General features: G+C 40.6%; 21 protein-coding genes. 1 reads left to right on the top strand and 20 read right to left on the bottom strand.

Annotation, left to right across the window (positions count from 1 at the left end):
* The first annotated feature begins 118 nt into the window (after nt 1-118).
* The gene (gene sigK, locus MKX55_RS14485; RefSeq protein WP_339178089.1) at nt 119-826 is read left to right on the top strand and encodes an RNA polymerase sporulation sigma factor SigK; all 708 of its coding nucleotides are present in this window, start codon (nt 119-121) and stop codon (nt 824-826) included.
* Between the two features lie 261 nt (nt 827-1,087).
* Here sigK and hfq read toward each other — a convergent pair whose 3' ends face one another.
* The 20 genes from hfq to MKX55_RS14585 form a co-directional block, all read right to left on the bottom strand.
* Nucleotides 1,088-1,312: an RNA chaperone Hfq gene (gene hfq, locus MKX55_RS14490; RefSeq protein ID WP_042534897.1), complete on the bottom strand. Its 225-nt coding sequence runs from the start codon at nt 1,310-1,312 to the stop codon at nt 1,088-1,090.
* Nucleotides 1,313-1,356: 44 nt separating this feature from the next.
* Nucleotides 1,357-2,289 carry a tRNA (adenosine(37)-N6)-dimethylallyltransferase MiaA gene (gene miaA / locus MKX55_RS14495; protein WP_339233332.1) on the bottom strand — a complete coding sequence of 311 codons (933 nt, stop codon included), beginning with the start codon at nt 2,287-2,289 and terminating at the stop codon, nt 1,357-1,359.
* A 39-nt stretch (nt 2,290-2,328) separates the two neighbouring features.
* The gene (gene mutL / locus MKX55_RS14500) at nt 2,329-4,215 is read right to left on the bottom strand and encodes a DNA mismatch repair endonuclease MutL (protein ID WP_339233333.1); all 1,887 of its coding nucleotides are present in this window, start codon (nt 4,213-4,215) and stop codon (nt 2,329-2,331) included.
* A 24-nt stretch (nt 4,216-4,239) separates the two neighbouring features.
* Nucleotides 4,240-6,837 (bottom strand): DNA mismatch repair protein MutS, encoded by a 2,598-nt coding sequence (gene mutS / locus MKX55_RS14505; RefSeq protein WP_339178099.1) that lies wholly within the window; start codon nt 6,835-6,837, stop codon nt 4,240-4,242.
* Between the two features lie 209 nt (nt 6,838-7,046).
* Nucleotides 7,047-7,619 (bottom strand): outer spore coat protein CotE, encoded by a 573-nt coding sequence (locus MKX55_RS14510; protein ID WP_339178101.1) that lies wholly within the window; start codon nt 7,617-7,619, stop codon nt 7,047-7,049.
* A gap of 51 nt (nt 7,620-7,670) precedes the next feature.
* A complete protein-coding gene (locus tag MKX55_RS14515) occupies nt 7,671-7,898 on the bottom strand; it encodes a hypothetical protein (RefSeq protein ID WP_339233334.1) in 228 nt (75 codons plus the stop codon).
* A 371-nt stretch (nt 7,899-8,269) separates the two neighbouring features.
* The gene (locus MKX55_RS14520) at nt 8,270-8,698 is read right to left on the bottom strand and encodes a YlbF family regulator (RefSeq protein ID WP_339178104.1); all 429 of its coding nucleotides are present in this window, start codon (nt 8,696-8,698) and stop codon (nt 8,270-8,272) included.
* A gap of 1 nt (nt 8,699) precedes the next feature.
* Entirely contained in the window at nt 8,700-10,259 is a 1,560-nt protein-coding gene (gene miaB, locus MKX55_RS14525) for a tRNA (N6-isopentenyl adenosine(37)-C2)-methylthiotransferase MiaB (protein ID WP_339178106.1), read from the bottom strand.
* A gap of 256 nt (nt 10,260-10,515) precedes the next feature.
* A complete protein-coding gene (locus tag MKX55_RS14530) occupies nt 10,516-10,776 on the bottom strand; it encodes a stage V sporulation protein S (protein ID WP_042534912.1) in 261 nt (86 codons plus the stop codon).
* A 91-nt stretch (nt 10,777-10,867) separates the two neighbouring features.
* Nucleotides 10,868-11,665, bottom strand: coding sequence for a TIGR00282 family metallophosphoesterase (locus tag MKX55_RS14535; protein ID WP_339178111.1), 798 nt, complete (start codon nt 11,663-11,665; stop codon nt 10,868-10,870).
* Nucleotides 11,666-11,849: 184 nt separating this feature from the next.
* On the bottom strand, nt 11,850-13,412 hold the full coding sequence (gene rny, locus MKX55_RS14540; RefSeq protein WP_339178113.1) for a ribonuclease Y: 1,563 nt from the start codon (nt 13,410-13,412) through the stop codon (nt 11,850-11,852).
* A gap of 269 nt (nt 13,413-13,681) precedes the next feature.
* Complete coding sequence (gene recA, locus MKX55_RS14545) at nt 13,682-14,725, bottom strand: recombinase RecA (RefSeq protein WP_042534919.1); 1,044 nt, start codon at nt 14,723-14,725, stop codon at nt 13,682-13,684.
* 198 nt (nt 14,726-14,923) lie between these two features.
* Nucleotides 14,924-16,171, bottom strand: a complete 1,248-nt coding sequence (locus tag MKX55_RS14550) for a competence/damage-inducible protein A (protein WP_339233335.1) — start codon at nt 16,169-16,171, stop codon at nt 14,924-14,926.
* Nucleotides 16,168-16,746: a CDP-diacylglycerol--glycerol-3-phosphate 3-phosphatidyltransferase gene (pgsA, locus tag MKX55_RS14555; protein WP_042534923.1), complete on the bottom strand. Its 579-nt coding sequence runs from the start codon at nt 16,744-16,746 to the stop codon at nt 16,168-16,170. Before pgsA ends, MKX55_RS14550 begins: the two co-directional genes overlap by 4 nt.
* 194 nt (nt 16,747-16,940) lie before the next feature.
* Nucleotides 16,941-17,846, bottom strand: coding sequence for a RodZ domain-containing protein (locus MKX55_RS14560; protein ID WP_339233336.1), 906 nt, complete (start codon nt 17,844-17,846; stop codon nt 16,941-16,943).
* Nucleotides 17,847-17,870: 24 nt separating this feature from the next.
* Nucleotides 17,871-18,656: a DUF3388 domain-containing protein gene (locus MKX55_RS14565; protein WP_193064664.1), complete on the bottom strand. Its 786-nt coding sequence runs from the start codon at nt 18,654-18,656 to the stop codon at nt 17,871-17,873.
* Nucleotides 18,657-19,394: 738 nt separating this feature from the next.
* Complete coding sequence (locus MKX55_RS14570) at nt 19,395-19,646, bottom strand: DUF3243 domain-containing protein (RefSeq protein WP_042534929.1); 252 nt, start codon at nt 19,644-19,646, stop codon at nt 19,395-19,397.
* 210 nt (nt 19,647-19,856) lie between these two features.
* Nucleotides 19,857-20,573, bottom strand: coding sequence for an SDR family oxidoreductase (locus MKX55_RS14575; protein ID WP_339233337.1), 717 nt, complete (start codon nt 20,571-20,573; stop codon nt 19,857-19,859).
* Complete coding sequence (locus MKX55_RS14580) at nt 20,570-21,865, bottom strand: pitrilysin family protein (RefSeq protein WP_339233338.1); 1,296 nt, start codon at nt 21,863-21,865, stop codon at nt 20,570-20,572. The genes MKX55_RS14575 and MKX55_RS14580 overlap by 4 nt, the downstream gene beginning before the upstream one ends.
* Nucleotides 21,858-23,147, bottom strand: coding sequence for a pitrilysin family protein (locus MKX55_RS14585; RefSeq protein WP_339233340.1), 1,290 nt, complete (start codon nt 23,145-23,147; stop codon nt 21,858-21,860). Before MKX55_RS14585 ends, MKX55_RS14580 begins: the two co-directional genes overlap by 8 nt.
* Nucleotides 23,148-23,187 lie beyond the last annotated feature (40 nt).

Raw genomic sequence — 23,187 nt, forward strand, 5'->3', positions numbered from 1 at the left:
TCTTTCAGCTTTTCCATTCTGCATGGACAGACACGTTTTTCTTCTTCCGCACATAAGAATAGGCTATAGGCAATTACCTAGAAGGTTTAAAGATGCTTACTCTTGGAGGTGATGGGATTTGTCCATGATATTATCTGCACTTGGACTATTTATTAAAGAAGCTTTATTTTTTGTCTCTTATGTCAAGAACCAGTCTTTCCCCCAGCCACTATCCCCTAAGGAAGAAGCAAAATACATCCAATTGATGCAGGAAGGAGATGAAGAAGCCAGAAACAAACTGATTGAACATAATCTTCGTCTCGTAGCCCATCTGGTCAAGAAATTTGAAAATACCGGAGAGGATATGGAGGATTTAATTTCTATCGGGACCATCGGCTTAATCAAAGGAGTCGAAAGCTTTTCTACAGGAAAAGGTACCAAACTGGCGACCTATGCCGCCCGCTGTGTGGAAAATGAAATACTGATGCATTTAAGAGCGCTTAAGAAAGTCAAAAAAGATGTCTCCCTGCATGATCCAATCGGGCAGGATAAGGAAGGAAATGAAATCAGCTTAATTGATATATTAGAAGCTGAAAATGAAAATGTGATTGAGTATATCCAATTAAATATGGAAATTTCAAAGATTGAACAGTATTTTTCTATCTTAGACAGCCGCGAACGGGAAGTAATTGTGTATCGTTACGGATTAAATGACCAGGATGAAATGACTCAGCGGGAGATCGCGAAGAAATTAAATATCTCCAGAAGCTATGTATCGCGGATTGAAAAAAGAGCATTAATGAAGATATTTCATGAGTATTACCGGAATGAGCATCCTTCCTTGTGATTGTGTGATGAGAAAGAAGGATGATTATTTAGGAGGTGTATTGCGGAAAACGCACGATACACGGAATTGGTCTGCTGATAAGTAAATAAATTTTAAAATAAGTCTCTCTTTATGATTAAATTCTAAAGAGAGGCTTATTCGTATTTAATGCGTAATTATAACCTATCGAGAGGCAATAAAAAACTGCTTCATGGAGAAGTTTTTTTATTGAAGTGAATACCAAAAAGAGAGAAGCTCCATTCAGCTCCTCTCCTCACATCTCTATTCTTTCTCAATTTCCACATTCTTCGATGGAGAGAATGTGGAAATAGCGTGTTTAAAAATAAGCTGCTGCTTGCCGTCTGTTTCCAACAGCACCGTAAAATTATCAAACGCTTTGACCGTTCCTCTTAATTGAAAGCCGTTGGTTAAAAAAACAGTGACAAAAACATGATTTTTTCGCAATTGATTTAAATATTGATCTTGAATATTAACGGATTGAGCCATAAAATAAGTTCCTCCTCTTTTCTATCTATACATCTTTATTCGATTTATGATTCTAAAAATCCTGCTAAATCATTTAAAATTAATTTCATTTGTTGTGCAGCTTCCTTCTCCGTGAGCTGATACCAATTCACATCCAGCTTATTCCGAAACCATGTGAGCTGCCTTTTCGCATATTTGCGTGAGTTTTGTTTAATCGCGTTGACAGCGTCTGCTTGGGATAAGCGGTTATCTAAATAAGCTGCTATCTCCTTATAGCCAATCGCATGCATTGACTGACAGTTCTTATACCCATTCGCAATAAGAGACTCGACTTCCTCGGTTAATCCAGCTTCTATCATGTTATCCACCCGGCGGTTAATCCGTTCATATAATACGGTCCGTTCCATATCTAATCCGATAATATATGGATCATAAGGGGATTCTGGCTTCTGCTCTTTCTGATACTCCGACATTGTCAGTCCGGTCAGCTCATAGACCTCTAAGGCGCGGACAAGACGCCTGTGATTATTCGGATGAACTTTTTTGGCCTGCTCCGGGTCAACCTGCTTCAGGCGCTCATACAGGTTATCCGGACCCTCTGATTCTATCTGCTCAAATAGCTTTTTCGTTAACTCCTCGTCACGGCGCTGGTCGGAAAAATGATAATCAAACAGCACAGATTGGATATACAGGCCGCTCCCGCCAACAATGATTGGAAGGTTGCCCCGTTCGTGGATTGCTTCAATATGATATTTCACATGCTCCTGAAAATCGGCGACAGAAAAAGGCTGATCCGGCTTAATAATATCAATCATATGATGAGGAATGCCTTTTGTTTCTTCCGGTGTTACCTTAGCTGTGCCGATATCCATCCCCTTATATACCTGTGTGGAATCTCCGCTGATAATTTCCCCCCGGAACTTTTTTGCAGCAGCAATTCCTAATGCTGTCTTTCCGACTGCTGTTGGTCCTACGATAGAAACTACTTTTTTCTTCATTTATTTATTCCTCAACTTCATTATTTTTTTGCTTCCATTCTACATAATACGCTTAAACATCTTTTCTAATTCATAGGTAGAGAAATGAACAATAATCGGTCTTCCATGTGGACATGTAAAAGGATCGGTGGTACTTCGTAAGTCTTCGAGCAGCTGGAACATTTCCTCGCTGGTTAAATAATGATTTGCTTTAATTGACCGTTTACAAGACATTAATATCGCTGCTTCTTCCCGTATTTTTTCTACATTCACCGTTGCTTCCTGAATAAACTGATCCACCATTTCCCGGATAATTTCTTCTTCCAGCCCGGCTGGAAACCAGGTTGGATGAGAACGTATAACATAGGTCTGGTGACCAAACGGTTCAAAAAATAATCCGGCTTTTTCTAATATATCCTTTGCTTCTTCAATAAAGATAGCCTCTTTTTTAGAAAAATCAAAGGTCAACGGTATTAAAAGCTCCTGTGACTCATTGATTGGTTTACCGAGCTTTTGCTTAAAGAATTCATATTTTACCCGCTCCTGTGCAGCATGCTGATCCACCATATACAGGCCATTTTCATTTTGTGCCATAATATAGGTTCCCTGCAGCTGCCCGATTGGATACATCATTGGGACCCGAGGCTGAACCTGCTCTGGCGTTTTTTCTATTGGAGACGCAGGAGCGTCCATTACAGGCTCCTCAGGGACTTTTTCTTCTGGGGCAGATGCTGATTCCTGTTCGCCCCTTTGAACTTCAATATGGGTATTCTCTTCACGAAGAAAGGCGGGTTCTTCCTCCTGATGCCGATTCTCTTCTCTGATAACAGCATCAGATGGTTTATCCGCTTCTATTTTTTTCTCGTTCTCCTGAAATGGAGAAGCAGACTCTGTTTCAAATTGAAACGCGTGCTGTTCTGATTTTTGCTTCGGCTCCGGCTTTTTCGTCACTTCCGGAATAAGTGTCATTTTCCGAAAATGAGCCTGGATCATATCTTTGACGGCACTATACAGCTCTTTCTCTTTACTGAACCGGACCTCCAGCTTGGCAGGGTGGACATTCACATCGACCAGAATCGAATCCATATCAATAGAAAGAACAACAATTGGAGAACGGCCGATTGGCAGCAGCGTATGATATCCTTCGATAATTGCTTTATTCAGGGCAATGTTGCGGACAAAACGGCCATTAATAATCGTTGACATATAGTTTCTGGATGCTCTTGTTACCTCCGGCTTCGCAATATAGCCGGTAATCGTAAAATCCAGCGTCTTATGTTCAACTGGGGACATTTGCTTGGCCACACTCATTCCATACACTTGCGAAATGACCTGCAGCATATCATCATTGCCTGAAGTTTTTAGGAGCCCTTTGCCATTATGTGTTGCTTCGAACCGAATTTCCGGATGCGCTAATGCCATCCGGTTCAACACATCTGATATATGCCCCAGTTCGGTATGAAGGCTTTTCATATATTTTAACCGTGCCGGTGTATTATAGAATAGATCACTGACCACAATTTCTGTACCTTGACGGGCATCGCTCTTGCCTCTTTTGACAACTTCTCCACCCTCTAATTCAAGCGATACTCCGGCAGCGTCTCCTTGGGAGGTCTGGATAGACAGTCTGCTGACAGAAGCTATACTTGCCAGTGCCTCTCCACGGAATCCAAGTGTGGTCACGTGGAATAAATCGGTCTCTGTGCTTATTTTACTGGTCGCATGCGGTAAAAAGGCCTTCTCCACATCCTCTGCAGCAATACCAGCCCCATTATCGACAATGCGTATTTCCGATAATCCGGCTTCGTGTACATCGATGCGTATCCATGTGGCACCTGCATCGATACTATTTTCAATGATTTCCTTAACTACCGAAGCAGGACGTTCTACCACCTCTCCTGCTGCGATTTTATTTGCCAGACTATCCGGCATTTGTTGAATTGGCATGCTATCACCTTCCTCTACTACGTGTTACTTTAATTTCTTCTGCAGGCGATATAATTCATTCATAGCTTCTAACGGATTCATTTCTAATATATTTAAGCTTTTGAGTTCCTCTAAGGCTGCATTGTCTTTATTAGTTAACTTCGCTGGCTTATGTTCTTTACTGTTTTCCTCTGCAAAAAAGGATAATTGAGCTGATTCGGCCTCTTCTGGTTCAAGAGAAGGAGCTTCCTCTTTCTGCACTTCTTGGGAATCATTATTTTCAAAGCCTTCCAGAATAACAGAAGCGCGATTGATTAACTCATCCGGCAAATCGGCCAATTTAGCAACATGGATACCATAACTCTGATCTGCTGCTCCTTCTTTGATTTGATGAAGAAAAACAACATTTCCTTCATGCTCTTCCGCACGAACATGGATATTTTTTAAATGCTCTAAGGAACCCTCCAATGCTGTCAGCTCATGATAATGCGTGGAAAAGAGTGTTTTGGCGTGTATATGATTATGGATATACTCTACAATCGCCTGAGCCAAGGCCATGCCGTCATAGGTGCTTGTTCCGCGTCCAATTTCATCTAATAAAATCAGACTGTTGGCGGTAGCATTTTGAATCGCATGCCTGGCTTCCAGCATCTCTACCATAAAGGTACTCTGTCCAGAGACTAAATCATCTGCTGCACCGATTCGCGTAAAAATTTGATCAAAAACAGGCAGTATTCCTGATTCAGCCGGGATAAAGCAGCCAGTCTGTCCCATAATAGCGATTAATGCTACTTGACGCATATAGGTACTTTTACCCGACATGTTTGGGCCGGTAATAAGCAGCATCTGGTTATCATCATTCAGCTGTACATCATTCGGTACAAAGGTTCCGGTTTTCATTACCTGCTCGACAACGGGGTGCCTTCCTCCCTCTACTGAAAAGACGCCTTCCCGAAAAGTCGGCCGTTTATAATTATTCTCTTCACTGATCGTCGCAAAGCCCTGCAATACATCTATTTCACTGATAATTTGCGCGAGCTGCTGAATTAATGGAATATCCTGCTTTATCTGCTCTCTGATTTTAATAAATAAATCATACTCCAGCTCTACGCTTTTTTCATCTGCTTCTAAGATAAGTGTTTCTTTTTCTTTCAGCTCCGGTGTGATAAAGCGCTCTGCGTTGGTGAGCGTCTGCTTCCGTTCATAGCGGTCATCTTGTAATAAAGGCAGGTTAGGTCTCGTCACTTCAATATAATAACCAAACACACGGTTATATCCTATTTTCAGCGACTTGATTCCAGTTACTTCCCGCTCTTTTTTCTCCAGGGATGCAATCCATTGTTTTCCGTTTTTAGATGCATCGCGGTATTTATCTAATTCTTCATGATGACCTTCTTTTATCAAAGCCCCTTCTTTAATAGAAAGTGGCGGTTCTTCAACTAAGCTGTTTTCCAGCAATTCAACAATATGATCAGGGTAAATCAAAGCGTCTGCCAGCTCGCTCACTTCAGGGACATGAAGCGCATTGAGCGCCTCCTTTATCGCCGGGATATTCTGGAGGGACTGTTTTAACTGGATTAAGTCTCTTGCGTTGACATTCCCAAATGCAATTCTTCCGGATAAGCGTTCCAAGTCATATACCGACTTTAAGCTTTCCCGCAAATTCTCCCGTTCCATAAAAGCGTTTAGGAGAGTCTCGACCACTTCTAGCCGCTGATTTATTTTAACTTGATTTAACAGCGGCCGCTCCAGCCATTTTTTCAGCATTCTTGCGCCCATCGCAGTTACGGTTTTGTCCAATACCCATAATAAGCTGCCATGCTTTGATTTTTTCATAATCGACTCTGTCAGTTCTAAATTGCGTTTGGAATACATATCCAGGCTCATATATTGCTTGAGCTCAATCACTTCTGCCGGCTGCAGATGATCTAAGGAACGCTTCTGTGTGTTCTGGATATAATTCAATAATCTGCTGAAGGCCTCCATCAGACGTTCATCATTCAAATTCTCACTCAGCTCACGAAATTCCGCATTAAAATTCACTTCTTCCTGATAGGATAACGTAACCTGCAGCCGCTCCTTGAGCTGCGCTTGCAATTCTTCAGGCAGAGAAGAGGAAATCACAATTTCCTTTACCGGCTGATGATAAAATTCATGAATCACACTATCCCAGCCATCCTGCATTAAAGCCAGGCGGCTCTCTCCAGTTGATAAATCATTATACGCAATGACAAAGGAACCATCTCCAAAATGAGACAGGCTGCCGATATAGTTGTTTTCACCTTCCACAAGCATATTACTTTCCATCACCGTACCCGGGGTGATCATTTGGACAACCTCCCGTTTGACCACACCCTTCGCTGTCTTCGGATCCTCGACTTGCTCACAGATGGCTACCTTGTACCCTTTATCAATTAATACCTTAATATAATTTTCTGCAGAATGATAAGGCACACCGCACATCGGAATCGGGTCATTGCCCCCAGCCCGTTTCGTTAGGGTGATTTCTAATTCCTGCGCAGCCTTTGTGGCATCCTCATAAAATAACTCATAAAAATCTCCGAGCCGATAAAATAAAAAAGCATCCTTATATTGCGACTTAATGTCTATGTATTGCTGCATCATTGGTGTTAATTTTGCCATGAAATATTTCCTCCAGCTTGCTAAATTATCTATTTTTTTCACATATCTTTAAATTGAATCGAACTCCATTATAGCATAATCTCTCCGATTCTTGTCCTATCCTGTTCTTAGAAAAACGAAACATTCGCTAAAGAAGAAGGGAATGTTTCGTTTTTATCATTTCCTTAGGGTGTAAAAGAAAACGAGAGTATGGCTACCCTCGTTTCATGTTAATCTTTGTGTTTGTGATGGATAAAGTCCGGCCTGATATCCTCTGCCTCATCATCCGTCATTTCATAGTCCCACGTAAAATCATCTTCTTCGTCATCGCTCTTCCAGTTAGGTTTTACTTTTACACAGATTTTGGTTTCGCCAATAATTTGAACGACAAATTCACGTTCAATATCGACGGTAATACTGCCGCCCTTATCTGAAATCATGCACTCTAAACAATTAGGCTGCTGAAGTACCTTTGCGATAATATCGTATTCATCATTGATACAATTATCGTCCTTAACAGATAACGGAACTACATCTGTGTATTCCACCCTTTCTGTGATAACCTCTGTTTTCGTATTATCATTGTAAGAATACCATACATTAATATCATAACTGCCACTGATAATGACAGTATCCTCAGACTTCTTCTTCGCGTGGTATAAATGATTGATCACCCAGCAACCAAGAATACTTGTCGGACGATGGCTTGGAGTTATTGTATGGGTATCTTTTGTGAATTTTCTGCCTTTACCACATACTGCTTTCGTAATGATTTCTCTATATTCTTTATCAAGAAAAGTCATGATATATTTTACCTCCTCTTTTTTCATAGTCATTTTATGCACGGCAAATACCTAAAGTGCATAACTATTGCCAAGAAAAAAGAAAAGCAGGCGCGAAGGAGAGCTTGAAAGGTTTTTATTTTGAAAAAATGGGCTATCATCGGATGCCCGAAAATTGCTTATTGGACGATTTGAAACAAGCTGCGAGGTAAGAAAAACCAAGAATACCGCTTGGTCTTTAAAATATCGATGTTCTTGCCAAAGAGATGTCCGCTCCGGGAAGTCGCTTTCCGCGGGCAACGTTCAGCCTCCTCGGAAGAAAACCGCTTCCTGCGGGGTCTTCACCTGTTGCTTTTCCCGCAGGAGTCGACTTCCCTCCACTCCCATCTTTGAAGAAATATGTTTTATTTGCTTTCTTACAAAGAAATGAAGCTAATTCTAGCGGAAGAAATACACGGAGACTCCTGTGGGAATGCGCAGTGTGAAGACCCCGCAGAAAAAAGTGACTTTCTTTTTTTCGAGGAGGCTGAGCTCAAGCCCACGGAAAGCGGAGTGTATTTCTGGAGCGGCTATATTCAGCATTTTTTATACTTTCTTATTCTTTAACAAAAAGCCGGACAGCTCACTGCCCGGCTTTGTCTGTTTATTTATTTTATTAAACAGTCTCCAGTTTAGTGCGCACAGCTGGAACTGTTCTGTGTTTGGGAGCCGGTTTCGCCTTTAAGCACATCGCCGCCTGTTGATTCAATAATATCATTTGTAACCGTACGGGAGATCGTTTTGGAAACCAGCTGCAAAACATCGTTGACTACGATTTGTGTCTCTTTAAACTCCTGAACTACCGGAATTTCATCAATTTCATTTTGCAATCTGTCAATTTCCTGCTCGATACGCTGTAAAGCTTCCTTCTTATCATATGCTTGAAAATTAACAGCCTGTTTTTGCAGCGTTTTAATTTTCTTAATCAAGCTTTGGACTTTTTTATTCCCATTTAATTTAGCTTCTACTTGCTTAAAACGCTCGATTTCTTCTGTATTCGAAAGCATTGCCGCTAACTTTCTGGCTTCATCAAGTACTTCTTTTCGCTCATACATCGCCATCTTATTCCACCTCAACTCTATTTTCTACCATAATACCATTCAATGACCAGGTTTTCGTTTCTGTAATTTCTACTTCTACAATTTGGCCAATCGCGGATTTTGGTCCTTTAAAGTTTACTAATTTATTTCTTTCTGTATAACCGGCAAGAACGTCTGGATCTTTCTTGCTTTCCCCTTCGACAAGCACCTTGACAACTTCACCCTGATAAGATTTCATGGACGCTGCCGATTGTTTATTAACCAGCTCATTTAAACGATATAAGCGTTGTTTTTTTACTTCTTCAGGTACATCATCTTTCTTCCTTGCAGCCGGCGTCCCTTCACGAGGTGAATAAATAAACGTATAAGCTGCTTCAAAGCCTACTTCTTCCACTAATGTCATTGTTTCTTCAAACTGCTCTTCTGTTTCGTTTGGGAAGCCTACAATGATGTCTGTAGTCAATGTGGCATGTGGCATGGCTTCACGGATTTTTCTAACTAACTCTAAATAATCTTCCCGTGTATACTTCCGATTCATTTTCTTCAGTATTTCGCTGCTTCCGGATTGAACCGGCAAATGAATATGATCCAAAAGATTTCCACCCTGTGCCAGCACTTCAATCAGACGGTCATCAAAGTCACGCGGATGGGAAGTTGTAAAACGGACACGTGGAATATCGATCTTATGAATATCATCCATTAAATCGCCCAAACCGTATTCGATATCTTCAAAGTCCTTTCCATATGCATTCACATTTTGTCCAAGAAGAGTGACTTCCTTATAGCCCTGTGCAACGAGGTGGCGGACTTCCTGAATAATATCTTTGGGACGGCGGCTGCGCTCTTTCCCGCGGGTCATAGGGACGATACAGTACGTACAGAACTTGTCACAGCCATACATAATATTCACCCATGCTTTTGTCTTCCCTTTACGTACTTTCGGCAGATTCTCAATTATATCGCCTTCTTTAGACCACACTTCAACAATCATTTCTTTTCCGAACAATGCTTCTTTAACAAGGTGCGGGAGACGATGGATATTATGGGTCCCAAATATTAGATCGATATGCTGATGTTTTTTCAAAATCCGGTTAACTACGGATTCTTCTTGTGACATACAGCCGCAGACTCCGATAATAAGATCTGGATTTTCTAATTTTAATGGTTTTAAATGGCCAATTTCACCGAATACTTTATTTTCCGCATTTTCACGAATGGCACATGTGTTAAGCAATATAATATCTGCCTCTTCTGTTACATTGGTGGATTCATAGCCCATTTCAGACAAAATACCGGCCATTACCTCCGTATCATGCTCATTCATTTGGCAGCCATAGGTGCGGATCAGAAATTTTTTGCCCTCGCCGATTCGCTGCATATCCTCCGGGATGGAGAAATCATAATGAAATTGAATATCCTCCTTGCGACGCTTTCTCGCTTTCTTTATATCTGGAGATTGCGGCTCATACTCCATTTGAAAATATTTAGCAATTAACTCTTCGCTGGATGTATTTTTAATTCGTTCTATATTAGCTTCTTCGTTACGAATCTGGGCCTGTTGTTTTCGCTGTTCTTCGTTCATCAGGTTGATCCCCTTTCTTTCATCGATTCATATGTATTGATGCACTAACTTACAGTATAAAGCCTACATAATAATTGTACAATACTCAACGCCTGAAACATATAAAAAATCTCTTTTTTCACGAATGAAAAAAGAGATTTTTCTGCTTCATAAAGGAATAAGTCCTAAATTACCCGTTAATTTGAGAAGGGCATGCCCCTATCCAATCCGGGCTGCCTGTTTTTTCTTTTGGAACGGCAACCCTTTGAAATATTCATTACCTCGGCTCAATAATTAACTTAATCGCTGTCCGTTCCTCATTATCAATTAGTATATCTGTAAATGCCGGTATACAGATTAAATCGACTCCGCTTGGTGCTACAAAACCGCGAGCTATAGCAACTGCTTTGACGGATTGATTCAGCGCTCCCGCACCGATCGCCTGAATTTCAGCCGTACCCCGTTCCCTAAGTACATTTGCCAAAGCCCCTGCCACTGAGTTTGGATTTGATTTTGCTGAAACTTTTAAAACTTCCATCACTAGTACCTCCTCATGTGCTATTTATACTTTTATTGCTACTATTTCTTCTGGAGATGTATACCTTGTTCGACTGCATCACGGGCAAATACTATGCAAAGAAAGGATGATCATCATTAATAAGGATCCGTTCAATCTTTGCTGCTTTTCCCGTCGAATCGTCCGTACTAATGAATACTCCATTTAGTTGTGTTCTTCCCTTTTTTTCAATTTCAAAACGTACTGGAAGGGAAGTTTGGAATCTTTTAATAACCGATTCCTTCTCCACGCCTAATATCGCATCATACGGTCCTGTCATCCCCACATCAGATATATATGCAGTACCTCTGGGCAATATTCTTTCGTCTGCAGTTTGCGTATGCGTGTGCGTCCCGACAACAGCCGTTACTCTTCCGTCCAGATACCAGCCGATTGCTTGTTTCTCACTTGTTGCTTCACCATGAAAATCTACAAAAATCGTATTGGTTCTTTTCTTCGCTTCCTCTACTAATTGATCTGCTTTCTCAAAGGGATCATCAATTGGCGGAAGGAAGGTTCTTCCCTGTAAATTAATCACAGCAACTTCTTTTCCGTTAATGTTTGTATAGGCAATTCCTTTTCCCGGATTATTCTCTGGAAAATTCGCTGGACGAATCAGTGCCGGCGCCTGATCGATAAACTCAAAAATTTCTTTTTTATCCCACGTATGATTTCCCATTGTAATCACTTGTGCTCCAGCTTGTAAAAATTGCTTGTAAATCTTTTCTGTAATACCCTTTCCTGCAGCAGCATTTTCTCCATTAATAATGGTTACACTCGGCTTATATTTTTCTTTTAACTTAGGCAGATATTCTGCGATCATATCTCTTCCTGGAGAACCTACCACATCACCAATAAATAAAATTTTCATTTTTTCCTACCTCTCTTCTTTCCATATAACAATATCATTATGTTTTCTCAGCCGCTATGAAAGACAGCAGACCAAGCATTCACTGTACCCGTTTGTATCTTTCCCTGATTTACTTTGTGACATAATGCTATTTTCGCTATTCTAAGTCAATAAAAAAACAAAGGCGACATCTGCCGCCCTTGCTTTATTTTGCGTATTCAACTGCTCTTGTTTCCCGAATAACCGTAATCTTAATATGTCCAGGGTAGTCAAGCTCCCCTTCAATACGTTTTCTGATATCACGTGCAATTCTCGCTGATTCCATGTCATCAATATCATCAGGACGAACCATGATACGAATTTCACGACCGGCTTGGATGGCAAATGACTTCTCTACGCCTTCAAACGACTCAGATATCTCTTCTAATTTTTCTAAACGCTTGATATAATTCTCAAGGGTTTCGCTTCGAGCTCCCGGTCTGGCGGCAGAAAGTGCATCTGCAGCTGCAACTAATACAGCTATAACAGAGGTTGCCTCCTCATCTCCATGGTGGGAAGCAATTGAATTAATAACCACTTCTGGTTCTTTGTATTTCATTGCTAATTCTTTACCAATTTCAACATGACTGCCTTCTACTTCATGATCAATCGCTTTTCCGATATCATGCAGCAGACCAGCTCTCTTAGCAAGATTTATATCTTCTCCTAATTCCGCTGCCAGCAGTCCTGACAAGTAAGCAACTTCCATTGAGTGCTTCAAGACATTTTGACCGTAGCTTGTACGATATTTTAAACGACCTAGAATCTTCACAAGATCCGGATGTAATCCGTGGATGCCAACTTCAAATGTTGTCTCCTCGCCCACTTCACGTATATATTCGTCAACATCACGTCTTGATTTTTCAACCATTTCCTCAATACGCGCAGGGTGGATTCTGCCATCTTGTACAAGTCTTTCTAACGCCATTCGTGCGATTTCACGCCGTATTGGATCAAAACCGGATAGAATAACCGCTTCAGGTGTATCATCAATAATTAAATCAATTCCTGTTAATGTTTCTAAGGTACGGATATTTCGACCTTCCCGTCCAATAATACGACCTTTCATCTCATCATTCGGCAAATTCACAACAGAAACCGTAGTTTCAGCAACGTGGTCAGCTGCGCATCTTTGCAGTGCAAGCGATAAGATATTTTTTGCTTTCTTATCAGCTTCCTCATTCGCACGATTTTCAGCTTCTTTAATCATGACTGCTGATTCATGCTGTACTTCTTTTTCGATGCGCTCTAAAATAACTTGTCTCGCCTGCTCGGTTGTATATCCTGAAATGCGCTCAAGCTCAGCTTGCTGCTCGTCTTTCATAGCTTCCACTTTGCTTTTCATTTCTTCCATTTGTTGTTGTTGTTCCACAAGAGTTTGTTCTTTCTGTTCGAGCAGAACCTCACGTTTGTCTAATGTTTCACCTTTTCTGTCCAGATTTTCTTCTTTTTGCATCAGACGATTTTCTTGCTTCTGAGCTTCCATACGACGCTCACGAATCTCATCTTCGGCTTGGCTCCGAAGCTTATGATTCTCATCTTTTGCTTCTAGAAGCGCCTCTTTCTTAGCAGTATCTGCATTTCTGCGTGCTTCTTCCATAATTTGTTTCGCTAATGTTTCCGCACTAGAAATTTTAGCTTCTGCAATAGATTTACGTACCAGATAACCAACAACAAATACGACGACTAGAGCAAGCAAAATGGAGATGATAATAATCACAGTGTTCATAACTTCACCTCCTATTGCCTATAAAATTGTAAATTGCGTATTTGTCGGCATATCACATTTTCAAATGCATAAAATAAAGGTAATTTCATAATACAAATTATAAAATTATACACTATTAATATTAATTCTCACAAGCTTGAATGTCAAGGAACTCCCGAGATAAATTATAATATATTGGAAATCTTGATAAATCATCTGCGTGCGCGCTGAATATGTATTTTAAAAGATACTAAAAAACCATAGTCAATGCTATGGTTTTTTAGTTTATATTAAAGGTCCAGGCTTTCTTGCTCTTCTTTTGATTTTTCTTCACTTTGTTCCGGCTCTTTGTCCAGTTCATAATGATCACGGATAGTCTTGCTGATTTCTTCAAATACTTCTTCATTTTCTTTCAGATATTGTTTTGCGTTTTCTCTGCCCTGACCTAACCGCTCTCCATTATAAGAATACCAGGCACCGCTTTTTTGTACGATATCAAGGTCTGAACCGATATCCAGTACTTCCCCTTCTTTGGAGATGCCTTTGCCATACATAATATCCACTTCTGCCTGCTTAAATGGAGGTGCTACTTTGTTTTTTACAACCTTGATACGGGCTTTATTCCCTACTGCGTCATTACCGATTTTAAGGGTTTCAGCACGGCGTACTTCCAGCCTCACAGAAGAATAGAATTTTAACGCACGGCCACCGGGAGTTGTTTCCGGATTCCCGAACATCACGCCTACTTTTTCACGAATCTGATTGATGAAAATAGCTGTTGTCTTCGATTTATTGATTGCTCCTGAAAGTTTACGGAGTGCCTGTGACATTAACCGGGCCTGCAAGCCGACATGGGAATCTCCCATCTCCCCTTCAATCTCAGCCTTTGGTACAAGTGCTGCTACAGAATCGACAACAACAATATCTACTGCGCCGCTTCGTACAAGTGCTTCAGCAATTTCTAAAGCCTGTTCCCCCGTATCTGGCTGTGATAATAAAAGCTCATCAATATTCACGCCAAGCGCTCTTGCATAAACAGGATCAAGTGCATGCTCTGCATCAATAAAAGCAGCCTGCCCGCCCTGTTTTTGCGCCTCTGCAATAGCATGGAGCGCTACTGTTGTTTTACCGGAAGATTCCGGACCATATATTTCTACTACTCTTCCTTTTGGATATCCGCCAATTCCAAGGGATACATCCAAAGCCAGCGATCCACTTGGAATCGTAGCAATCTTCGGTATTTCATTCTCTCCCATTTTCATAATGGAACCTTTACCAAATTGCTTCTCTATTTGTCTTAAAGCCATATCTAAAGCTTGTTGTTTATCACTCACCGAAAATTCCTCCTTTATCTATCTGTATCCATCATACAATGATTTCATCAATTTAACAAGCAAAAAAACGAATAAATGTTCTTATATTTTCGAGACAGAATTTGCCTTAAAATTTAAAATCGCTTGTAAAAATGTATTAAAAAAGGAAATCTCTAAACCAGGTAAGGGGTAATTATTAAAACTTCCTTTTTTAAACTTTTATTTCAAATATTGATATAATAATTCAAACCCTTTTAAAGCAGCTCTTTCACGAATATTATTACGGTTGCCTGATAAAAGAATAGAACTTGATTCCACTATTTTCCCCTCATCGTAAATGGCGATATAAACTTGTCCAACCGGCTTTTCTTCCTGCGTTTCCGGACCAGCGACTCCGGTGAAGGAAATAGCGGTCGGTGTATTTAATTTCAAGGCAGCCTGTTCCGCCATCGCTTCGGCACATTCCTTGCTCACCACACCATATTTCGAGATCCATTCCGGTGTTAAGTCCAATAAAGCTTCTTTGGCTGCTGTCTGATACGTCACCAGACTGCCGGCAAAGACATTCGAAGCTCCAGCAGCGGATACAAGATTACTAGAGAATAATCCGCCTGTTAAGCTTTCCGCCGCAGCTAATGTTTTTCTTTTTTCTGCTAACAGCTCAATTACTTTATTCTCAATCGTCTGCTCATCCTCACCAAAGCAGTATGCTCCAATACGCGCTAAAATTTCTTGTTTTTTATCTGCAACCAGTTTTTGCGCCTCAACTTTCGATGCAGCACTCGCAGTAACCCGGATAACCACTCCCTGGTCTTGTGCCAGCGGGGCAATCGTCGGGTTTGTCTGTTCATGAATCATATCTGTTAATTCATGCTCCAGATTGGATTCGCCGATGCCGATAAATTTCAACACAGTGGATTGAATAACCTGCTGTTTTCCCGTTAAGTTTTCCAGAAATGGAAACAGCTCTTCTGAAGAAATTTGCTTCATTTCCCGAGGAACGCCCGGCAGAAAGAACCAATGCGTATCCTGATAATCGATATACATTCCCGGAGCCATCCCTGCATTATTTTTTAATACACTGGCACCTTTGAAAACACGGGCTTGCTTCCGATTATTCGGTGTCATCGTGCGGTTTCGCTCTTTATAATAGCTTTCTATCTTTTCCATCGTGGTTTTATCTTCTATAATTTCAAGGCCTGTTAATTGTTCAAAGCCTTCCCGTGTCAAGTCATCTTCCGTCGGTCCCAGCCCGCCGGTAACAATTACAATATCTGAACGTGACTGCGCCAGGCGAAAGGCCTGTTCAACACGATCTAAATTATCTCCCACCACAGTATGGTTATAAACATTTATTCCATACGTAGCCAGCTGCTCCGACAGCCATTGTGCATTTGTATTCGCTATTTGTCCAAGCAATAACTCTGTACCTACTGCAACGATTTCTGCTTGATAATTTTTTGTCATTTCGAATCCCTCATTATACTCCAGTTTTTAACAAAGTAGTCCACCCCTGAAATAATGGTGAATACTAAGGATAGATATAACATAATTGTACCAAATGGAAAATTCATATAAGAAAATGGAAAGTTATGCAATAACAAAGCAGCAATGGCAATCATTTGTGTTGCTGTTTTTAATTTGCCCATACTGCCGGCAGCCATTACGGTTCCTTCGCCTGCTGCAACGAGTCTTAATCCCGTAACAGCAAACTCTCTGCTGATGATAATAATAACCACCCAAGCCGGAGCCAGTTCAATCTCTATTAACAAAATGAGAGCCGCTGAAACAAGAAGTTTATCCGCTAATGGGTCCATAAACTTCCCTAAATTGGTAACTAAGTTATACTTCCTTGCATAGTAGCCATCCACCCAATCTGTGCAGGCTGCAATGATAAATATCAAGGCCGCTGCAAAGTGGGCAACAGGCAACTCTGCATTTCCAATATCCCAGCTTCCCCAAGGAAACGGAACACTCATCAATATAATAAAAAGAGGTATCATTAAAATTCGAGAAAAAGTTAACTTATTTGGTAAATTCATTTTACACCCTCCATCAAAAACTTGCTACGCAGCTTCCCTATATTTTGTTGTTTAACATGTTAGCTGCGCTGACATCCTTCTTAAAGGCCAATACCAGAATTATTAGCCTTATCGAAGTATACATTTATTTTATAATTTCCCAATGGGCAAGAAGTAAACCCTCCTTTTAAAAGGAGGGTTTACTTCTACTCCATTCATTCATTGTTCATCTGCAAATTGATACGCTGATGGATGGCAGAAGTCGGATATTCGATATCTGTTCCATCGATAGAAATCGTCACTGCTGATGAATTACCTATGTTCAACGAAATCGATTCTTCATCAGCTAAATCAATTTCTACAGGGGATGCTTCTGCATCAAAATTACCGCTAAATAAAGATTCATCACCTGTTCCGGTTATTTCCAGCCAGCTGTTCTGTTCATCATCTGCAGATTCCAAAATTAATGTAGCTTCTTCACCAGCACCTGTGACTTCAAGTTCAGAAGTTGGAGAATTACCTGTTCCCTCTTCAACAACCTCAACGGAGACTTCTCCATTTTCTTCTGTCTCCTCATCTTCTTCTGCCGCTCCATCTCCCGTTCCTTCTTCACTGTCCTCTGCATTATCATCCGCAGCGCCATTACCGTCTCCCTCACCGGAATCATCAATAATCATGCCGCCATCGTTGCTATTTTCTTCTTCGACTGGTTCCCCGTCATTCGGAGAAGAGCTCTGACTAATGAAAAAGATAGCTACCGCGATGATAGCGATAATCAATAAAACCACAGTTACCGTTGGAATAATGGATGAGGACCGTGATTCTTTATCTGATCTGCTCTCTTTTCTCGTTCGCTGTATCCTGCTGTATTGTACATTCTCTTCTTCTGTAGCAGGAAGCTCCTCTTTATGATCGGTCATGATTTCATCCGGATTAATTCCCACTGCCGTCGCATATTCTTTAATAAATGCACGTGTGTAGAACTTTCCCGGAAGAATATCAAAATTGCCTTCTTCAATGGCAACCAAGTATCTTTTTTGAATCTTTGTTTTTTCCTGCAGGCTGTCCAAAGAAATATCCTTCGCCAGCCGTGCCTCTTTCAGCTTTTCACCAACATCCATTTAAAACACCTTCCACCTTTTTAATTAAAACATCGAGAATCCGTCTTGTCGCAAATCCTCATTTTCTACTGTCTCATAAGTGATTTCTTGATCTTCATGTGTTCTGAGCTCAATAATGTAATCAAAATCTTGCATGCTGTATTCTGTAGATTGAACGAAGATATCTGGATGCTCAATCACTTTGACAGTCGGCAGCTGCATAATCTCTCTGATAAGCTGCCAATGCTCTTCTTCGTTCATTTTTCTTTTAGAGACAATGCCGTCAATAATGTAGATATTGTCCGAATCGTATTCTCCTTCAATTAAATTTTTGCGCACTGTTTGTTTAATCATGGTGCTGGATACAAACAACCATCTTTTGTTTGCACTGACGCTTGCTGCAACGACGGACTCCGTTTTCCCTACTCTGGGCATCCCTCTTATCCCAATAAGCTTATGCCCTTCCACCTTAAATAATTCAGCCATAAAATCAACTAAAAGTCCAAGCTCATTTCGCACAAAACGGATTGTTTTACGGTCTTCATTATCGTGATGAATAAATTTTCCGTGCCGGACGGTAATTTTATCACGCAGTTTAGGCTTACGAAGCTTATGTACTTTTATTGCATCCATTGTTTCTAAAATATATTTAAGTCTTGTTATATTTTCATCATATTTAGACAGGATAAGCATGGCTCTCCGGGAATTTTCAACCCCATTAATCATAATAATGTTTATCGAAAGCATTCCAAGCAGAGAGGAAATTTCACCTAATAATCCCGGACGATTTTTTAAGTTTTCATATTCTAGATACCACTGTGTTCTATCCATTGTAAGCTCCTTTTAGAAGTAGTTTTTTCTGGTCAGGCAACTTATTATGTCATACTATGTACTATCATATCGAAAAATAGATGAACCTTCTATTATAATATACCATTTTTTCTATATTTCCTAAACTACTAATCCCTTTTTCTCCATTCATTTTTTGCACTTTGAGAAAATATAAAGAATTCAAGGGAAAAAGTATAAGCGTCATGGTTTTCGATGGGAGGAGTAATCGCAGCAATGTTGTCAGGTTAATACGCCGCTACGGAAAAACACTACGCTTTCCATGGGCCCCAAGCTCATCTCCTTTAAAGAAGACTTAGCGATTGGCAAGCCGACAGACGCAGACAAAAGCATAGTCGCACTTATGCCCCGCGGGTAGAAAAAAAGAAGTTCGCTTTTTTTCTGCGGGGTCTTCACACTAGGACTGGGACTGCGATTACTCGTCCCATCGAAGAGCTTTTGCGATTACTCGTCCCATCAAAAACCGTCGCTAGATAAGTTTTATTACTATCTGTATCAAAATTAATAAAATTCATTAACCTGACAACATTGGTAATCCTGCACCTTTACAGGTTTGGCTTACTCCGTTTTCTTTAACGTTTTTTCAAAATAAAAATGAATGATGTTATTTTACTGCATCGTCATACTTTTTGGCACAAATGAAATTCATTTCTCAAGGAATATACAAAAAGAAGCTATATAGATAATCCTATACAGCTTCTCTTCTTATTATTCATCATTTTAATCATGCTTTTGGACAAGTTTAATCATCGCGCTGGCAAGAGCTTGCTGCTCTTCTTCAGAAGCTGTGCTCCACAGTTCCTTCAATACCTCTTCTTCCGGTGTTTTTGCATCTACACTTTCTGCGAGGTAATCACCGACTTCAGCTGCTAAATTTGTTAACGTATCATGGTTGATACCATTTTCCTCAGCTTGCTGCAAACGTCCTTTTAAAAAGCCTTTCCATGAATCAAAGTTATCTAATACTGACATTTGGCCATGCCTCCTCAAACGTATTCTTGTGCAAATGAAGGGTTCCCTCATCTGCCTGCTGGTGACTCTGCTGTCAAAGATAGAGCCTTTCAGCCTAAAGCATTACTATAAACCCGTCTGATACGGGCTTTTAAACAGCATGCTCTGTAACTCGCCTTAAGCATCTTTAGTATTTGAGGAAATGAGGAATTTATACATGTCCATTTGTTCTTATAATCCGCCATTAATACGGATGATTTCTCCCTGGATATAACTGGATTCCTCACTGAGTAAATAACTGATTGCATTGGCAACCTCTTCCGGGCGTCCGGCACGATTAGCAGGGATCTCGTCAATAAAAGCATGTGCCTCTTCCGCAGATAGGTTATGGTTCATTTTCGTATCAATAAAACCGGGACTTACTGCGTTTACCCGAACATTAGATAACGCCACTTCTTTCGCCAAAGCTTTTACAAATATATTTTGAGCGCCTTTTACACTGGAGTAAACCACTTCGTTGCTTGCCCCATGGTCTCCCCACATACTTGTCACAAATAAAATAGCGCCCCGTTTCTGACGGATCATATCCGGTAAAAAATGGTGGGTAATCAGCCACGGTGATTTCACATGAACCTGTAGTAAATCATCCATTTCTTTCGGCTTCATATCCTGAAAAAGCCCATAATGAGCATGACCGCCGGCGAAAACGATCCCGTCCACCGCAAAGGATATTTCTTCGATAAACGCCTTCACCTCTGCTTCATTTGCTAAATTTGCCTGATAAGCAGCTAAAATAGCATGTTGTTTATCGGCTTCCATCAACGCTTCCACTGATGCCTGATTGGAATGATAATGCAGGATAAGATGATATCCATCACTCATCAGTTTTTTGGCGGCAGCAGAACCGATATCACCGCTTGCCCCGATTAAAAGGATATTCCCCTTCATTTTTCCACCGTCTGCTTTTGAATCGTACAGGTTGCCAGACGGTCTTCTTCAATCCATGTATTTAAAAAGTCATTGATATCCTGGACAGTCAGTTTTTGGATGAATGGCACGATATCAAGTAAATTCACGCCTTTAAACGATAATGTAGCAAATTGATTAGCAATAAACTCCAGCGAATTCATCGCACGGAGCAGCTGCCCCATTTTTTTCTTTTTCATTCGTTCAAAGGCAGCTTCACTAATTTTCATCTCTCTGGTTGATAATAGCATTTCTTGGACCCGTGCAGAGAATACGTCAGGCTGATTCGTATTAGAGCCGATGGAAACATAACCAAAGGAGGTTTGCAGATTACTTTCAAAAAAGAAGCTGTTATCAATGATATCTTCCTCATATAGTTTTTGGTAAAATTCCCCGCCGGTTGAAAAGAAATAATCAAGCACCATATCTGTTAATAAATCACGTTTTAAATAATCCTCTCCCTGCAGCTGCTGGTTAGGCTCTTTAATACCGACAGCGCATTTCGGGATAGACACCGGCATATTAATTTGTAAATTCTTTTCTTTCACGTAATCAGGCTCTTCCGGAAATTCCCGCTGAATCTCCTCTAACTTGTCAAATGATTTTTTCTCCTGGTTCTCTAAAATCAATTGCATCATCTGCTCTGGATCAAAATTCCCTGTGACAAATAAAATCATATTTTCCGGATGGTAAAATGTATGATAACAGGTATACAAATCATCCTTTGTAATTGTGTAAATAGAGTCTACCGTCCCGGCAATATCAATATTGACAGGATGATTATGGAATAATGCTTTATTCGTTCCCATAAACAGACGCCAATCAGGCTGGTCATCGTACATATTGATTTCCTGAGCGATAATCCCTTTTTCCTTTTCTACCGATTGCTCTGAGAAATACGGATCCTGTACAAAATCAATCAATGTTAAAACATTTTTCTCAATATTGCTCGTTGCAGAAAACAAATAAGCTGTCTCGGTAAAAGAGGTAAATGCATTTGGAGAAGCCGCCTGCTTGGTAAAGTCTGTAAAAACGTCGCGATCTTCCTTCTCAAACAATTTATGCTCTAAGAAATGAGCGATTCCATCCGGTACAGTGATTGCTTCCGTCTGACCAATAGGTACAAAGCTTTGGTCGATCGAGCCGTAATTTGTCATAAAAACACCATACGTCTTTGTCAGCTCCGGCTTTGGCAACAGACAAACCTGCAGTCCGTTATCCAGTTTTTTTTCATATAGGGTTTCGTCAACTGTTTCAAAATACCGCTTATTCATGAGCCGCTCCTCCTTCGCTTGTTAATAAGTAAACCATAGCTTCCTGCACTTGATTCGCTACCTCAATAACCTGTTCTTTTGTTACCTGCCGGATGCCCTCAAAAAGCTCATCCACCGGCATCTCTTTCTGTCCCACCTCTTGCTGATACATAAATTCAATCATGCCCTGCGCATGGTCTAAGGTTTCTTTTAATTGATTAATAATAAGCAATTTCGTTTCTTCTAATTCTTCTTCTGTAAAATCACCATTCTGCATTGCTTCCTTCTGTTCACGGATAATCGCAAGTGCTTTCTCATAGTCCTCCGGCGCAATCCCGCTCATCACAAATAATAACCCTTTATGACTCTCTACGCGGGAGACAGCATAATAAGCCAGGCTGTTTTTCTCTCTTACATTGATAAATAATTTAGAGCTTGGAAAACCGCCAAACATACCGTTAAAAACCTGTAACGCCGGATATTTTTCATCCCGGTAAAGAATATTCGTCCGATAACCGATATTTAATTTTGCCTGCTGAATCTGATCTTCTTCAATCAGCTCTTTCTCATCAGTTGACCGTTTTGAAGCTTCCTGGTTAGAAGGCGTGCTTTCCTTTTTCTTGAGCGTACGTTTGAATTGACCGGTTAAAAGCTGCAACATCTGCTCCGCTTCAAAGTCACCGCTCACATAAATATCCATCACTTCTTCGTCGCGGATAGTTTCATAATACGTAAAAAGTTCTTGATTAGAAAGGGAAGAAAGATCCTTTTCATAACCTTGCGCATGAATACTATACGGCTCTCCGGCACACATTTCATCTACTAAGCGAATGTTCGCATAACTTGCCTTATCGTCTTTGATGGAATGTATATTTTGACGAAGAATCCCTTTTTCTCTGTCAAATACCTGCGGGGAAAATCCCTGTCCTTCCTGATTCGGTTTATAAACAATTTCATGCAGCAATTGAATCGCCCGTTCAATCAGGGAACTTCTGTCTGGAAGGAATTTTTCATTCGGCACTTCCAAATAGAACGTTATAACGTGGTTTTCTCCTTTTTTCGCTCCGCCGATAGATAATACCGCGCCGTACAATTCAGCTAGCTCTTCCTGCAATTCTTTACGCGTTGGAAAAGAAGCCGTACCTTGTTTCAAGATATAGGGAAGCAGTGCCCGTTTCGTGATGGTTTCCCTTTCTAATGGGGCACGGAACTTAACTGCAAAAGTAATTGTTTTATGCTTTTTATTGGGAAGCATATGAAAGCTTATATCATTTTCCACCTGTTTGATTTCCTTCACGCTCATAGTTATCCTCCATTCTTTACGATCTATTATCTATTTTACG

The organism is Oceanobacillus sp. FSL W7-1281 (assembly GCF_037969835.1).
GTDB classification, from domain to species: Bacteria; Bacillota; Bacilli; order Bacillales; family Amphibacillaceae; genus Oceanobacillus; species Oceanobacillus oncorhynchi.

Coding starts and splice junctions, on each gene's coding strand:
- hfq (WP_042534897.1), bottom strand. CDS start 1,312: ATGGCTCAATCCGTTAATATTCAAGATCAATATTTAAATCAATTGCGA.
- miaA (WP_339233332.1), bottom strand. CDS start 2,289: ATGAAGAAAAAAGTAGTTTCTATCGTAGGACCAACAGCAGTCGGAAAG.
- mutL (WP_339233333.1), bottom strand. CDS start 4,215: ATGCCAATTCAACAAATGCCGGATAGTCTGGCAAATAAAATCGCAGCA.
- mutS (WP_339178099.1), bottom strand. CDS start 6,837: ATGGCAAAATTAACACCAATGATGCAGCAATACATAGACATTAAGTCG.
- MKX55_RS14510 (WP_339178101.1), bottom strand. CDS start 7,619: ATGACTTTTCTTGATAAAGAATATAGAGAAATCATTACGAAAGCAGTA.
- MKX55_RS14520 (WP_339178104.1), bottom strand. CDS start 8,698: ATGGCGATGTATGAGCGAAAAGAAGTACTTGATGAAGCCAGAAAGTTA.
- miaB (WP_339178106.1), bottom strand. CDS start 10,259: ATGAACGAAGAACAGCGAAAACAACAGGCCCAGATTCGTAACGAAGAA.
- MKX55_RS14530 (WP_042534912.1), bottom strand. CDS start 10,776: ATGGAAGTTTTAAAAGTTTCAGCAAAATCAAATCCAAACTCAGTGGCA.
- MKX55_RS14535 (WP_339178111.1), bottom strand. CDS start 11,665: ATGAAAATTTTATTTATTGGTGATGTGGTAGGTTCTCCAGGAAGAGAT.
- rny (WP_339178113.1), bottom strand. CDS start 13,412: ATGAACACTGTGATTATTATCATCTCCATTTTGCTTGCTCTAGTCGTC.
- MKX55_RS14550 (WP_339233335.1), bottom strand. CDS start 16,171: ATGACAAAAAATTATCAAGCAGAAATCGTTGCAGTAGGTACAGAGTTA.
- pgsA (WP_042534923.1), bottom strand. CDS start 16,746: ATGAATTTACCAAATAAGTTAACTTTTTCTCGAATTTTAATGATACCT.
- MKX55_RS14560 (WP_339233336.1), bottom strand. CDS start 17,846: ATGGATGTTGGTGAAAAGCTGAAAGAGGCACGGCTGGCGAAGGATATT.
- MKX55_RS14565 (WP_193064664.1), bottom strand. CDS start 18,656: ATGGATAGAACACAGTGGTATCTAGAATATGAAAACTTAAAAAATCGT.
- MKX55_RS14570 (WP_042534929.1), bottom strand. CDS start 19,646: ATGTCAGTATTAGATAACTTTGATTCATGGAAAGGCTTTTTAAAAGGA.
- MKX55_RS14575 (WP_339233337.1), bottom strand. CDS start 20,573: ATGAAGGGGAATATCCTTTTAATCGGGGCAAGCGGTGATATCGGTTCT.
- MKX55_RS14580 (WP_339233338.1), bottom strand. CDS start 21,865: ATGAATAAGCGGTATTTTGAAACAGTTGACGAAACCCTATATGAAAAA.
- MKX55_RS14585 (WP_339233340.1), bottom strand. CDS start 23,147: ATGAGCGTGAAGGAAATCAAACAGGTGGAAAATGATATAAGCTTTCAT.